General features: G+C 61.0%; 13 protein-coding genes and 2 pseudogenes. 11 read left to right on the top strand and 4 right to left on the bottom strand.

The annotated features are described in order from the left end of the window. The first annotated feature begins 61 nt into the window (after positions 1–61). The 3 genes from CUJ84_RS12910 (at position 62) to CUJ84_RS12900 (ending at position 3618) form a co-directional block, all read left to right on the top strand. Positions 62–1630 (top strand): peroxidase family protein, encoded by a 1569-nt coding sequence (locus CUJ84_RS12910; RefSeq protein WP_245457471.1) that lies wholly within the window; start codon positions 62–64, stop codon positions 1628–1630. A 186-nt stretch (positions 1631–1816) separates the two neighbouring features. Beyond that, positions 1817–3133 carry an extensin-like domain-containing protein gene (locus tag CUJ84_RS12905; RefSeq protein ID WP_105006494.1) on the top strand — a complete coding sequence of 439 codons (1317 nt, stop codon included), beginning with the start codon at positions 1817–1819 and terminating at the stop codon, positions 3131–3133. A gap of 137 nt (positions 3134–3270) precedes the next feature. Next, entirely contained in the window at positions 3271–3618 is a 348-nt protein-coding gene (locus CUJ84_RS12900) for a hypothetical protein (protein ID WP_012757920.1), read from the top strand. 17 nt (positions 3619–3635) lie between these two features. On the opposite strand, the pseudogene CUJ84_RS12895 reads toward CUJ84_RS12900, so the two are convergent. Further along, a pseudogene (locus tag CUJ84_RS12895) lies at positions 3636–4431 on the bottom strand (class I SAM-dependent methyltransferase). Positions 4432–4714: 283 nt separating this feature from the next. On the opposite strand from CUJ84_RS12895, the gene CUJ84_RS12890 reads away from it, so the two are divergent. Together CUJ84_RS12890 and CUJ84_RS12885 are read left to right on the top strand one after the other, a co-directional pair. Next, on the top strand, positions 4715–5110 hold the full coding sequence (locus CUJ84_RS12890; RefSeq protein ID WP_105006493.1) for an Ohr family peroxiredoxin: 396 nt from the start codon (positions 4715–4717) through the stop codon (positions 5108–5110). Between the two features lie 118 nt (positions 5111–5228). Then, a pseudogene (locus CUJ84_RS12885) lies at positions 5229–6271 on the top strand (DUF3095 domain-containing protein). 41 nt (positions 6272–6312) lie between these two features. Here the strand turns inward: CUJ84_RS12885 and CUJ84_RS12880 are convergent. Then, positions 6313–6729: an NUDIX hydrolase gene (locus CUJ84_RS12880; protein ID WP_105006492.1), complete on the bottom strand. Its 417-nt coding sequence runs from the start codon at positions 6727–6729 to the stop codon at positions 6313–6315. Between the two features lie 231 nt (positions 6730–6960). On the opposite strand from CUJ84_RS12880, the gene CUJ84_RS12875 reads away from it, so the two are divergent. Then, positions 6961–8262: an epoxide hydrolase family protein gene (locus tag CUJ84_RS12875; protein WP_105006491.1), complete on the top strand. Its 1302-nt coding sequence runs from the start codon at positions 6961–6963 to the stop codon at positions 8260–8262. A gap of 32 nt (positions 8263–8294) precedes the next feature. Here CUJ84_RS12875 and CUJ84_RS12870 read toward each other — a convergent pair whose 3' ends face one another. Then, positions 8295–8768 carry a MarR family winged helix-turn-helix transcriptional regulator gene (locus tag CUJ84_RS12870; protein ID WP_080686034.1) on the bottom strand — a complete coding sequence of 158 codons (474 nt, stop codon included), beginning with the start codon at positions 8766–8768 and terminating at the stop codon, positions 8295–8297. A gap of 149 nt (positions 8769–8917) precedes the next feature. Further along, positions 8918–9973: a GlxA family transcriptional regulator gene (locus CUJ84_RS12865; protein ID WP_105006490.1), complete on the bottom strand. Its 1056-nt coding sequence runs from the start codon at positions 9971–9973 to the stop codon at positions 8918–8920. 162 nt (positions 9974–10135) lie between these two features. On the opposite strand from CUJ84_RS12865, the gene CUJ84_RS12860 reads away from it, so the two are divergent. The 5 genes from CUJ84_RS12860 to CUJ84_RS12835 all read left to right on the top strand — a co-directional run bounded on the left by CUJ84_RS12860 (position 10136) and on the right by CUJ84_RS12835 (position 14529). Continuing rightward, positions 10136–11014, top strand: coding sequence for an ABC transporter substrate-binding protein (locus CUJ84_RS12860; protein ID WP_105006489.1), 879 nt, complete (start codon positions 10136–10138; stop codon positions 11012–11014). Between the two features lie 183 nt (positions 11015–11197). Beyond that, positions 11198–11950, top strand: a complete 753-nt coding sequence (locus CUJ84_RS12850; RefSeq protein ID WP_105006487.1) for an amino acid ABC transporter ATP-binding protein — start codon at positions 11198–11200, stop codon at positions 11948–11950. A gap of 7 nt (positions 11951–11957) precedes the next feature. Further along, a complete protein-coding gene (locus tag CUJ84_RS12845; RefSeq protein WP_105006486.1) occupies positions 11958–12617 on the top strand; it encodes an amino acid ABC transporter permease in 660 nt (219 codons plus the stop codon). Continuing rightward, positions 12614–13276: an amino acid ABC transporter permease gene (locus CUJ84_RS12840; protein ID WP_105006485.1), complete on the top strand. Its 663-nt coding sequence runs from the start codon at positions 12614–12616 to the stop codon at positions 13274–13276. The genes CUJ84_RS12845 and CUJ84_RS12840 overlap by 4 nt, the downstream gene beginning before the upstream one ends. 23 nt (positions 13277–13299) lie before the next feature. Next, the gene (locus CUJ84_RS12835; protein ID WP_105006484.1) at positions 13300–14529 is read left to right on the top strand and encodes an Atu1372/SO_1960 family protein; all 1230 of its coding nucleotides are present in this window, start codon (positions 13300–13302) and stop codon (positions 14527–14529) included.

Here is a 14529-nt window from a genome sequence, read left to right as displayed (position 1 = left end):
GTGCGGGAACCTCAAGGGTTTCCGCAAACACATTCCAGCTCTGCAACCGAGGAGGCCCGAAATGGCTAGCAGCAAGCATGGTTCGCCTGTGAGAGGTATGGACAACGTCGCGCATTCGAGTGTTCGCGATCAGAGGTTCGGGAGGATGTTCCGCAACCTGCCGGCTGCCGCATTTACGGAGCCGGCGCTTATCGATCTCGCGAAAACGATGTTTCAGGGGGAGTTCAAGGAGAAGATCGAAGAAGGCGTGCCCGTGGATGTCGCTCTCAACGAGAGGGAGCCTGAAGACGAAAACCCGGCAATTCCTGCCGGCTTCACCTATTTCGGGCAGTTTCTCGATCACGACATCACCTTCGATCCGGCGTCGTCGCTCGATCGCTTCAACGATCCCAATGCCCTGCAGGATTTCCGCACACCGCGCCTCGATCTGGATTCGGTTTACGGCTCGGGGCCGGCCGACCAGCCTTTCCTCTATGATGATGACGAGCTTCATCTGCTGCTCGGGACGGACAAGGATTTCGACAAGGCGCGAAACAAGCGCCCCGATCTGCCGAGGAACAGCGCCCCGATCCGGCGCGCGCTGCTCGGCGACAAACGCAATGACGAAAACCTGATCGTCTCGCAGCTTCACACCACCTTCCTCAGATTTCACAACAAGGTGGTGGATACGCTGGCCAGCAGCGATTTCGAGCTCTGTCAGCAGACGGTGCGTTGGCACTACCAATGGATCGTTCTGCATGATTTCCTGCCGCGGATCATCGGCAAGGAGACCTATGAACGCGTCATTGTCGGAAGAGGCGAAAAGCCGAATATTCGCTTCTATAATCCGCAGGGCCGCTACGCCTTTATCCCGGTCGAATTCTCGGTCGCGGCTTACCGATATGGGCACACGATGGTGAGGCCGAGCTATTCCCTGAACAGGATCGTGACGAAGGCCAGGCCCTCCGAGCAGGAGTTCAACGGGAAGACGGCGACGTTCAACCGCATTCCGGTCTTCTCCCTAACCGACACGGCGCTGGAGCCGCTGGCGAATTTGAATGGCTTTCGCGAACTTCCCGACTTCTGGTCGATCGACTGGGCCTTCTTTTTCGATGGTGTCGCCCCGGATGGAGTGCCGCCGGTCGGCGCCGTTCTGCCGCAGCCTTCCTATAAGCTCGACACGCTGCTGGTCGATCCGCTGACCAGCCTGCCGGACCACCAGCGGGAGCCGATCAAGATCCGCAGGGCGCTTGCCGCCTTGAACCTCCTGCGCGGCTGGCGGATGGGACTGCCTTCTGGCCAGGCGGTCGCCCGCCACATGGAAATGGAGGCGCTGTCGGACGAGCAGCTGTTCGACAGCGAGGATGCCGACAGGAAGGAGGCGCGTGGCAAATTGCTGACCCATCACGCCGGCATCTTCAACGGCAACGCGCCGCTGTGGTTCTACATCCTGCGCGAGGCGGAGATAGCAGGAAACAGCCAGCATCTCGGGCCGGTCGGCGGCACGATCATTGCCGAGGTCATCGCCGGCCTCATCCGAGAGGATCGCCATTCATTCCTGGCGCAATGGCCGAAGTGGCGGCCGACATTGCCGAGCGCCGAAGCCGGTCATTTCACCATGGCCGATCTGATCAACTTCACGAACGGGTAGCCGATCTCGCGCGGCGCGAAACTGCGCTGGGCCCGGTGACTCAACCTGGAAAAGGCCGCGAGAGCGGCCTTTTTCGCGTTCATCGCCTTCAGATTGCGCGGGTAAGCTTTCGTTCACCGTTTTTTATTAAATTTGAAGTGAGTTTTTTCGGTCACTGCCCAGCCAGCCTGCGGAAGCGATAAGAGTATGGCGTTTGTTTCCTTTCCTCGGCGAACCCTTTTGCCCGTTATCCTCTCGGCGGCGCTGACGACCTGTTCGATCAGCGACGGACTGGTGCCGCCCGCCAATGTCGACAACGGCACCAGGGTTAGCTCGATCTCGCCCGCGCGGGCGCCAGCGGCGCGCATGGCGCCCTCGGTCCGAATGGCACCTGTGGAAAGTCAGGCCTCCTATCCGGTTTCCAGTGCGCCCGTCGGCAATAGCCAGGGCTCCGTCGATTACCTCGATACGCCGAACCTTGCCGGTACTGGCCACGCTGCACGAGCCGCTCCGCCGCAAACCGCACAGGGGCGCAAGCTGCCGATGATCGACAGCGACGAGGCGCTGGCGCAGCAGAACCAGAACTGGGGCGGCACGCAGGATCTTGCGATCCCATCCGGCGGCGTCAACATGGATGATGAGCTGGGGGCCGAGCCGGTCGTCGGGCTGGCGCAGGAACAACAGCAACAGATCGCCGAGGGTAATGCCACCGAACCGGTTGTCGACGGCATCGGCACCGACAATCCGACGCAGCTCAACCAGCCCATGCGGCAGCCCGCGCAGCAACCAATGCCGCAACCGGCTGCGCAGACGCAGATGAGCCGGGCGCCCGCCTGGAACGACGGCAGCCCGGTGGTGGCGCCGACCCGTGTTCCCGAAGAGGACGAGAGCGAAGAGGTCGCGATGCTGCGGCCGAACAATCCGATGATGAGCGAGCCGGCGGCACCCGTCGATCCCAGCGTCATGCCATCCTCCGAGCTTGCCTGCCGGCGCGAGCTGAAGCGCATGGGCGTGCTCTTCGACGACAAGCCGCCGATTTCGAACGGCCCGGCCTGCCAGGTGCCTTATCCGGTGTCGCTGAAGGGGCTTTCCGGCAATATCGGCGTCCGCCCGGCCGTAACGCTGAACTGCCAGGTGACGCTCGCCTTCGCCAAATGGGTGAAGAACGAACTGGCACCGTCCGCCCGCTACCGCTACTGGTCCGGGATCAAGACGATCCAGCCGCTTGGCGGCTATTCCTGCCGGCGCATGAACAACAGCCGACAGAAATACAATCCGATGTCGGAACACGCCCGCGGCAACGCCATCGACGTCGGCAAGTTCGTGCTGAAGAACGGCCACGAGATCGACGTGCGCAAGAAGGGTCTGTTCTCGCTGCGCGAGGGGCGGCTGCTGAAGGCGGTGCGCAGCGACAGCTGCCGCTATTTCAACACCGTACTCGGGCCGGGCAGCAACCCGGAGCATTGGAACCACTTCCACTTCGATCTTCGCTCCCGCAAAAGCGGCAAGGCCTATTGCGACTGATGCATGTCCTCCTAAACCATGCGGCGGATGCTGATGTTGCGGCCGCAATTGGGCCGGGCTGGCAGAAAACGGTTCATCCCCGCCGCAGGGCGCGCTATAGATCGGCCAGGCGGATTGCCGTTTCGAGAGTTTGATCCATGAGCTATGATTTCCACGTCGGCCAGAAGGTCGTCTGCATCAACGATACCTTCAAGCATGTCAGCATCGACCAGCTCATCCGCAAAGGCGAGATCTATACAATCCGCTGGGTGGGCGAATATACCCATTATATCGACGGCACCTTCATCGGGGTGAAGCTCGCGGAAATCAATCGCGGCAATGACGACGGGCCGGAAGGTTATGGTGCTGCCGACATGCCTTATCGCGCGACGCGCTTCCGGCCGCTGGTGAAGGACAAGATCTCGTCGCTGCGCAAGCTTCTGGCGCCGACGCCCGATGCGCCGGTGGAACCGAAGGAAAAAATCAGGAAGAAAGAGAAGGTCTGAACGCCCCACGACACCGATCAGATCGTCTTTCTGCTGAGGAACAGCGCAGTCTCTCTGCGGACCTCAAGCACGCCGCTGCGTTGGCTGAACGCATCGGCAATGGCTTGACGGAACCTGACGAGTTGAGGTTCGCCGGCGCCATCGCCGGGCGGATAGGAGGTGAGCGCCAGGAATACATCCTCGGGCTCGGTGATCCGCAGGCTTGCCGGATGCTGCGACATGGTCACGTTTCCAAACTGCGACCGCATCGATCGCTCGGCAGCGTCATATCCGAAGGCTTCGGCAGCGGGATCGGAAGGGGCACTGCCGAATACGGTCGTCAGCGCATAGATCTCGCGCATTGCCGGCACCGTTGGTTGTGACCGCGAGTAAGCCGCCCGGCCTCAGCACTCTCGACATGTCCGCGATGCCGGCAGCCGGGTCGGGCAGGTGATAGAGCATATGCATCGCGACCACCGCATCGAAGGCGCCATCTTCGAAGGGGAGCGCGGCGGCGTCGGCCTGGCAGCCCCGGACGGAGCCGAACGGTAGTGTGCTGCAACGCGCCACAGCCTCTTCGACCATGCCTTGCGAAAGGTCGGCGAGCGTCAGGTCAATATCCGCCGGCAGCAGACCTGCCGTTGCCGCCCAGAACCAGGCCGGCCCGCAGCCGACATCGAGGACACGATCGCCCGGATTCAGGGACAATTGCGTGGCAACCCATGGAAACCAGGCTGTCTCGGCGATGGTGTATTGGCTATGCAGTCGAGCCCGCGCAGCGAGCTTCCGGCTGTCGCCATACTGCCCCGCATTGTCTGCTGTTATGGAGGACATGTCATCTCTCTGGGTTTCTTCACAGGATGCGCGCCCTGCCTCTAGTTCGCCGGCAGAGCCTATAGATGGCCCCATTCCCGGACAAGACGTGACCTTGCGCAGCGGGCCAGCTTGCTCGCATAGCTGCCGCTGAGGGTTGCCCGGATATGGCGCGTTTCCGCCTATAGAGCTAAATCGCATCCGATTAAATCGGAATGGTGTTGACATCGGTTTTGGCGGAGCGTATTAGAGCGCATCCGATTTAATCGGATGCGAATAAAACTTAAACCGAAAGGATATCACCATGACCGAGAAGCTTATCTTTACCGGCAAAACCCACATCTCCGGCGGCCGCGACGGCTCCGCACGCAGCAGCGACGGCACGATCGACATCAAGCTGCCGCAACCGCATCCGGCCGCCGAAAACCTGTTTGGCATCGCCTGGTCGGCCTGCTACATCGGCGCCATCGAGCTTGCCGCTGCCCAGAGAAAGATCACGCTGCCGGCCGGTCCCGAGGTCGACGCGGAGATTACTCTCAACGCCGACAAGGGCTCCTTCTTCCTGAGGGCGCGCCTCAATGTCAGCCTGGCCGGCATCGATCGCGACGTCGCGCAGGAGCTGATCGAGGCAGCCCATGGCATCTGCCCTTATTCCAAGGCGACACACGGCAATATCGACGTCGAGACCAAGCTTGTCTGAGCGGGGAAGGTTAGACCACACCGTCAGAGGATTTGATGCGGAGGGCCTGCCGATCGGCTGGCAGACCCCTTCCTGAGGTAGCAGGCACCGAAAACCTTGCCGATCTGGAGAACATGCCATGATCAATAGCCACGTCCAGTCGCACCAGGCCTATGACGAATTTTCACTTGTGCTTGACCCTGATGTCTATCAGCCATTGCCCGATGATTGGCTGGTCGGCATCACCGACGTCGTCAACTCGACCACGGCGATCCGGTCCGGGCGCTATGAAGACGTCAACTATGCGGGCGCATCTGTTATCGCCGCCCTCGGCAATGCCTGGGGATCGTTCGATTTCCCCTTCGTGTTTCGCGGAGACGGGGCAGCATTCGCCTTGCCGCCACAGGGCATCATGGCGGCGACATCGGCATTGCGGCAGGTGGCGAGCTTTGCAAGAGCCGATCTCGATCTTACCCTTCGTATCGGGCTGCTCACCGTACGCGAAATTCGCACCAATGGGCGCGACGTCAGAATTGCCCGCTATGCCGCCTCCGAGAACGCGACCTATGCGATGTTTACAGGGGGCGGGCTCAAATGGGCGGAGCAGCAGATCAAGAGCGGCCGGTATCTGGTCAGCCGGGCCGCTACGCGACGAAGCCTGATCTGACTGGACTGAGCTGTGACTGGACCCCGTTCCCAAGCCAGCGAGGCGAGATCCTGTCGCTGCTGGTCGAGCCAAGTGACCATATCAGTCCCGAGCTCTTTGCGGCGCTGGCGAAACGCGTGCTTGCGGTTTTCGATGCCGCGCCGCGCCAATCTCATCCGCTTCCCGCCGGTGTTCCCTTGTCAGGAGACAGCGGCAAGCAGGTCGATGCGAAAGGCTGGTCGGAGGTCGCCGCCAGCTCGGATTTCCGCAAGTTCGACGACGGTTTGCGCCTGACGCTGGACTGCACGCCGGAACAGATCGACAAGGTCGAAGCGATCCTCGTTTCGGCAAGGGCGCGCGGCGAGATCAACTTCGGACTGCACCGCCAGTCGCATGCGCTGATGACTTGTCTCGTACCATCGGACAGGCCGGATTCGCACCTGCATTTCCTTGACGGAATGGGCGGCGGTTATGCCAGTGCGGCCGAGATGATGGAGGCCGGTGCGCATGGCGACGTCCAGCATCATGCTCGCTGAAGACCCGTTCAGCCGGCGAGATGTCGTGACCGCCAAGAGACCTAAGCGGGCGTGCCTGTTTCCCGCATGGCCAGGTTTGCCAGCATCTCAGTGAGCTGAGGCAACGCCAATTCGGCTTCCTTTTCTATCGCGGCGGCGGTGAACCATCTGAGCTCGGTGTGTTCATCACCGATAAGTCGCGGCCGGCCGTGCCATTTGTCGACGTGATAAACATGGAAGGTGACGGATGCTTCGGGCGGGCCTTCCGATCCGAACCGTCCTGCAAACTGCCAGAGCTCCGGCGTGACGCCTATTTCTTCCATCAATTCCCGGCACATTGCCGTCTCGGCGTCTTCGCCCTCTTCGATATGGCCGCCCGGGAGGCTCCAGCGATCCGGGTGCACCTTGCGCTCGGAACTGCGCCTGGCGAGAAGAACGGTTCCGTTCCGGCTCAAGACGCCCATCGCGATGTCAGGCATGCATTCTCCTCTCCTCATCGATCTCGCGCCGATGCTGCCCGCAGCCACGGCTCTTTGCAATGACCAGTCGTCCATTGAGACAGTCGAGGTATAGCCTGACAGGGTAAGTTGACCCCCTCATTGCCCGGGCGCATAGTCCCCGGACAGACGCGAATGACCTGCTGCTGCGAACGAGGTCGGTCAGTCGATCTTCGTCCGTTTCCGAACAGATCAAACGGAGAGGAGAGCGTCATGCCACCCACATCCCTATCAATGCCCACGCGGCGCGAGCTGCTTGCGGCCACAGCCGCAGCCGGGGCCATCGGCATGCTTGGCGGGACGCGCAGCGCTGAGGCAAACGGCGACGGGCTTATCCCGTTCAGCGTCAATTTCCCCGAGCATCAGCTTGACGATTTGCGCCGGCGCGTCGCGGCCACCCGTTGGCCTGACAAGGAGACCGTCGCGGACGATACCCAGGGCGTGCAGCTCGCAACGATCCAGAAACTCGCGAAGCATTGGGCGACGGATTACGACTGGCGCAAGATGGAGGCGCGGCTCAATGCGCTGCCGCAGTTCATCACCGAGATCGACGGGCTGGATATCCACTTCATTCACGTCCGCTCCCAGCATAAAAATGCGCTGCCGTTGATCGTCACACATGGATGGCCCGGCTCGATCATCGAGCAGTTGAAGATCATCGAACCGCTCACCGATCCCACGGCGCATGGCGGGAGTGAAGCGGACGCATTTGACGTGGTGATCCCGTCTTTGCCAGGCTACGGCTTTTCCGGGAAACCGACGGGGTCGGGGAACTGGAACCCGCCGCGCATCGCGCACGCCTGGGTGACGCTGATGCAACGTCTCGGCTACACGAAGTTCGTGGCGCAGGGTGGCGACTGGGGCAACGCGGTGACCGAATTGATGGCGGTGCAGGAGCCGCCGGGATTGCTCGGCATCCACACGAACATGGCGGCCACGGTTCCTGCTGACATCGCCAAGGCTCTTGCCGCCGGCGGCATGCCGCCAGCCGACCTGTCGCCGGACGAAAGGCGCGCCTTCGATCAGCTCGACGATTTCTACAAGAATGGACTGGGCTATGCGATCGAGATGAACAACCGGCCGCAGACGCTCTACGGGATTGTCGACTCGCCGGTCGGGCTTGCGTCGTGGATGCTCGATCACGACATCCGCAGTTACCGGATGATCGCCCGCGTTTTCGACGGAGAGCCCGAGGGGCTGACGAAGGACGATATTCTCGACAACGTCACGCTCTACTGGCTGACGAACACAGCAATCTCCTCGGCACGCCTCTATTGGGACAACGCGCACCATCCGTCGGGCGGGTTCTTCGACCCCAGGGGCATCAAGATCCCGGTGGCGGTCAGTGCTTTTCCCGATGAGATCTACCAGGCGCCGCAGAGCTGGGCTGAGAAGGCCTATCCGAAGCTCATCCACTACGCCAGGCTGCCGAAGGGCGGTCACTTCGCCGCCTGGGAACAGCCGATGGCTTTCACTGCCGAGCTCAGGACGGCGTTCCGGCCGTTGCGGCAGTAGACCCGCCCCGGATCAGGCGACTGATGCCGCGATCACGATTTCTCCGGTTCGCCCTGGGTTGACCGCAGCAGGTTGTCGCGCAGCGTCGTCACCGATTTCTGCACGACGGGAAAGTCGTCGCCGAGGCCGATGGCGCCAAGCAGCGCGTTGCCGGGATCGGTTTCAACCAGTTGGCGTCCTGCCGGCGTCAGGCTGACCCGCACCTGCCGCTCGTCGGCGGGATCGCGGTGACGGGTGATAAAACCATTCGACTCCAGCTTCTTGAGGATGGGCGTCAGCGTGTTGGATTCGAGGAACATCTTTTCCCCCAACACGCCGACGGTCTGGTCGTCCTCTTCGGAGAGGGCCACCATGGCGATATATTGGGTATAGGTCAGGCCAAGCTCGTCCAGGATCGGCTTATAGGCGCGGCCGAAGGCGAGATTTGCCGAATAGACCGCGAAGCACAGGAAATTGGAAAGTTTCCTACCGTCCTTGCCCGCTGGCGGGGAGGCGGGCGCGGGCATATCCGGCCCCTTAGCTGCTTTAGATGTCGGCATCGGTCCATCCTGTCCAAGCTTTCTGACGATGAGATCTATATAAATCGCATCCGATTAAATCGCAATAGTGTCGAAGTCGGTTTTCGATCCTGCCGTTTGTGGTGACTCGACAAAGATCAGCGGAAACTCCTGGGAGGCTTCCCATACTTCTTGCGAAAAGCGGTCGCGAAATGGGCGGAGTCGGAGAATCCGATTTCAAAGGCGATCGCCGTCATGGGCAGTGTGCTATTTTCGACTAGAAACCGGCCATAGCGCAATCTCGTCTCGACGATAAAACGCTTCGGGGTCATGCCGATATTGTCCTGGAACAGACGCGCGAACTGGCGTGGTGACAGGCCGACCAGAGAGGCCACCTGTTCCGGTGAGACGTCGCGGCCTTTCCGACTCTCGATGAGAACAACGGCTCGCTGTATGCGCGAATCTTCTGTGCGGCGAAATGTTGTGGCGCGGCCGTGATCGAAGGCGCTCATGTGCTTCTGTTCCGAGAGCGAAAGCTGGTGCACGGCCTTGGCCGCCCGATCCGGTCCGCAATGCGTGCGGATGAGTTCAGTCATCAGCGACAGGATCGATACGCCGCCGGGCACGGTAATGCGGCCGTTTTCGATCAGGAAGTCATCGCGCGTGGAGAAGGCAAGACGCGGGAAGGCAATCCGGAAATCCTCCGCGTGAAAGGGATGAACGCACGCCTTGCGTCCGGCGAGCAGTCCTTCCTGCGCCAATATGAAGGCGCCGGTGCAGACGCCAATTACCGGCACACCCGCCGATGCCGCCACCCTGAGATAGTCGCGATGCTTGCTAGGTGCGGCGCGCAGATGTGGCAGGAGGCCACCGATAACCACGACGTAGTCGAAGTCGGTCGGGTTAATGTAGGGCGCATCGGCGTGAACCCGAATGCCGCAGCTGGCGACCGCTGCATGGCCCGGAGCCCCCATGATCGACCAGCGACAATGTAATGGACGGGAATTGTCGGCAAAGTCCGCCGCATGCCTGAGAGGCTCGACGATACCCGTCAGCGACATCATCGGGAAGGTCGGCCAGAGGAGAATGCCGACAGAGAGATCGGCCTTTCGGTCGCGTGCGACCAGAAGTCGCTCGGCCCAAAGATCGTCGAGCCAGCGCACATAGTCCGGCTTATTGGCAGATATTTCGGAGGGTTCCTCGGATGTGATCATGGCGCAAGGCAATGATAGAACAGCCATGTCCATTTTTCAAAGAAAATGTCCGATTTATAAAATTCAACGGCAGTCTTCAGTGTCAAGTTTGCTCTCGTCGAACGCGACATCCGGGGACAGAAACCACCGGACCGGGGAACCAACAAAACAAGGATCAGAACAATGGCACTTTCTCTTTCGAGAAGGATGGTGATGTGCGCTCTGCTGGCAGGCAGCTTCATGTCCCTTTCATCTATCGCCAATGCTTTCGAACTTGCCGAGCATGGCAAGCTGACGGTTGCCTTCACCGGCGACATGCCCGGCTCCGGCTGGCAGGACGGGAAACTGATAGGCTATGACGGTGAAATCATGCAGCGCATTGCCGACAAGCTCGGCCTCAAGATTCAGCCTGCGCTCATGGAATGGTCGGGTACCATCGCCTCCGTTCAGTCAGGCCGCGTCGACGTCATGCTCGGCACCATGGGCTGGACCGAAAAACGTACGAAGATCATGACACTGTCCGAGCCGATCCACTACTTCAAGAACGGCATCATGCAATCGACGAAGACGAACTGGGACAAGCTTTCCGATCTGGAAGGCAAGAAGATCGGCACGATCACCGGCTTTTCGTTCATTCCGGAATTGAAGAGCATCAAAGATCTCCAACTCTCGCTCTACGACACTTCCGATGCGGCCGTGCGCGATCTTATCGCCGGGCGCATCGACGCTGTCATCGGCGATCCGCCGGTGATCTCCTACGCCATCAAGCAGAACCCCGATTGGAATATGCACTTCCTCGCCTTCACCGATAACAGTCCGGATTTCCCGCTGCTGACCGGTCTCGGGCAGGTCGTCTATGGCCTCAATCAGAAGAACGACGATCTGCGCCAGAAGATGGACGCGATCATCGCCGACATGTGGAAGACTTGCGAGATGAAGGAAATCGGCGCCCGTTACGGATTGTCGTCGGATGTCTGGTTCAAGCCTGTGGGTCAAAATTTCCGCGCCGGCGTCGATCGCCCCGCAGATTACAAGCTGCCGTCCTGCGCAGCTGGCGGCTGAACGGCCGTGCGGACGGAAGCTGCAATCGGCGGCTTTCGTCCACCCTCTTCGCCTACTGCATAATTCCTTAAATCGGAATCGATTTCAGGAGAAAATTATGCAGCAATTCAAAGTGCTACAGCGTCCTTGGCGCGTCTGAAAAGACGCGCGGCGCTGTAGATATGATCGCATAAGGAAACGGCGATGAATGCGCTTCTGAGTGTTGCAGGCCTGCGCAAGAGCTATGGTCCTATCGAAGTTCTCAAAGGCATCGATTTCGATGTCGCGCCGGGTGAGAAGATTGCCCTGATCGGTCCGTCCGGCTCCGGGAAATCCACCTGTCTGCGCTGCATGAATTTTCTGGAAAAGCCCAGTACCGGCGAGATCCGCCTCGACGGCGAGCGGATCGGTGTGCGCAACGGCCATGCCATGAGCGATCGACAACTTGCACCGCAGCGCGCCGAGATGGGCATGGTCTTCCAGCTCTTCAATCTCTGGCCGCATCTATCGGTGACGGAAAACGTGGCGATCGCGGCGCGCAAGGTGCGCGGCCTGCCTGCTGCCGAAGCACGCGAACTGGCTTTGGAAATGTTGGCCAAAGTCCATATGACACACCGCGCCGACGCCTCACCGCTCGAACTGTCCGGCGGCCAGCAGCAGCGTGTCGCGATTGCGCGAGCGCTTGCCCAGAAGCCAAAGCTCATGCTGTTCGACGAGCCGACATCCGCACTCGATCCCGAACTGGTCCAGGAGGTTCTGAAAGTGATGGAGGAGCTGGCAGCCGAAGGGCGCACGATGCTGATCGTCACGCACGAGATCGCGTTTGCGCGCGACATTGCCGATCGCGTCCTGTTTCTTGACGGCGGCACCATCGTCGAAGCCGGGTCGGCACGCCAGGTCATAACCGCTCCCCGCGAAGCGCGCACCCAAGCGTTTCTCAACAAGATCCGGCACTAGGCGCGTCATGACCGGATTTTCCATATTCTTCTCGGTCGTCGAGGGGCTCGTCGCCGGGCTCGGCGTAACCGTTTTCGTCACGATCGCCTCACTGGCGCTCGCAGCCGTCTTCGGGTTCCTTCTCGCCCTGCTCAGGCAATTTGCCGGGATCAAGTTCATCGATCTCGCGATCGATGCCTGCTGCGAGATTCTCTGCAATGTGCCGGCCTTGACGCATCTGTTCATCCTCTATTTCGGGCTTGCCAGCCTCGGCGTGAAATTGACGTCGATCACGGCGGCCGTCCTCGGCCTCGGGCTCATCGGAGCGGCGATCACCTGCGCAATCTTTCGCGCCGGTTTCGCCGCGCTGCCTGGCGGGCAGGCGGAGGCGGCGCTTGCCGCAGGGCTGACCCCACTCCAGACGATCTTTGAGATCCTGACGCCACAGGCCATGCGGATAGCGCTTCCGGGGCTCGGGAATTACGCGGTGCAGCTTCTCAAGGATACCTCCGTCGTCTCGGCCATTGCGGCGCCGGAAATCATGTTCTTTGCCCGTTCAATGGTGACGTCGTCCTTCCAGACAACAATGATCTACGCGACGGCGGCGGCACTCTACCTGTTGCTGAGCTTGCCATTGATGCAGGTCACGCGGTTCCTCGAAAGACGTTACGGGAGATTGAGAGGATGAGTGCTTTTCTAGCGCCCTATGGCGATAATGGTGCCGAATGGCTGCCTCTCCTGATGCGGGCGATGGTGAATACGGCCCTGCTTTCCGTTTGTGCCTTTGCCCTGGCATTCGTTTTTGGCTTGCTGCTGTCGCTCTGCCAGAAATCCAGTTTCGCGGCGCTAAGGTATTTTGCGGCCCTTTATGTGACGATCGTGCGTGGCGTGCCGCTGCTGGCGGTTTTGTTTCTGCTTTATTTCGGCTTGCCGGGTATCGGGATCGTCTTTGATGCTTTCGGCGCGGCGATTGCGGGCCTGGCGTTGTGTTTCGCGGCCCAGGTCGCAGAGCTTTTCCGCGCCGGCCTGAAGGCTATACCGGCCGGGCAGAGCGAGGCAGCGTTGGCTGCCGGCTTCACCCCGGCCCAGAGCTTCGTCCTGATCATCCTGCCGCAGGTCGCGCGTGTCATTCTGGCGCCGATGATCATCACCTTCGTCTCGCTGCTCAAGGATTCTTCTCTCGCTTCGCTGATTACCGTCAACGAACTGGTCCTCACCGGGCGGTCCATGGCGACCGAGTATTTCCTGCCCTTGCAAATCTACATTGCCGTCGGCCTCTGCTATTTCGCAATAGCCTGGCCTTTCTCGGTCCTCTCGCGCCGGCTAGCCCTTCCAGCCGCCCGCTAACTCGTCATCACAAGGCCAAGACCATGACCATTGAAACGACCGTTGCCACGGGCAACGCACGTCGGCATGCAACGCAATCGCATGAACCTCGTTGGCCGGTGATCCTCATGACGCCCGATGTCAGCGAGGCGCCTGATGCGCCGACCGAGACGGAGTATGTGGTGCGCGCCAACTATGCGGACGCGATAGCCGAGGCCGGGGGAATTCCGTTGATCCTGCCTTACAACACCCGGGACCTGGCATCGGCGTTGGCACTCGCCGATGGGATCGTCCTCACCGGTGCGCGGCCGGGGACGGAGGTGACAGGCGCGCGCAGACAGTTCGAAATTCAGCTGGTCGAGCAGGCCTTGAAAACGGGCAAGCCGCTTCTCGGCATATGCCATGGCATGCAACTGATCGGTGAATGCCTTGGAGGTAAATTTCAAACCGTGCTGCCGGCCGCCGTCGTATCCCACATCCCGCAAGGTATTCCCGACGTGTTGGCGCACGAGATCACGATCGAGCCGGGCAGCGTGCTGATCGATTGGGTGGGGAAGGGGCCGGCACGCGTCAATAGCCTGCACCGGCATGCCTTGGCCGGCCACGGGCGCTTCCGTATCGCTGCAAGGGCGCCGGACGGCATCATCGAAGCATTCGAAGGGGAAACGGACGGCTTTTGCCTCGGCATCCAGTGGCACCCTGAATACCGGCTGACCGAACTCGACAGGAATATCATGAGGGCCTTCGTCGACCGCAGCGCAGAAGCGGCGGCCCGCAAGGCACGCGATGCTTCATCGGCTGGAAGCGATCGCGTACGCCAACGGCTGGCACAGCTCGAGCTTGCTCTGCCGGAAGCATCCTTGCCGCCAAGTGCTTTTTCCGGGGCCGTGCGAACCGGCAATGTCATCACCGTTTCCGGTCAGGTGCCGCTGAAGGACGGCGTAGTACTGCATACGGGACATCTCGGAGTGGACGTCTCCATCGAAGAGGGACGGGAAAGCGCGCGCTGGGCGCTTCTCAATGCGCTTGCGCAGCTGGAGAGGGCTGCGGGCGGCTTTGACAACATTCTGGGCTTCGTCCGGTTGGCGGGCTATGTCGCGGCGGATGCTGCTTTCGAGCGCCACGGCGCCGTCGTCGATGGCGCTTCGGAACTACTCCGAGAGCTTTTCCCGGATCGATGGGCGCATGCCCGTATCGCGATCGGCGTAACGTCCCTGCCGCGCGGGGTTCCCGTTGAGGTCGAGTTGGCGGCCGTCGTCGGCGACGAGGCTTGA

It is taken from the genome of Rhizobium leguminosarum (assembly GCF_002953715.1).
GTDB lineage: Bacteria > Pseudomonadota > Alphaproteobacteria > Rhizobiales > Rhizobiaceae > Rhizobium > Rhizobium leguminosarum_V.
Note: the sequence above shows the minus strand (reverse complement) of the source record. Positions and strands in the feature narration are given on the sequence as shown.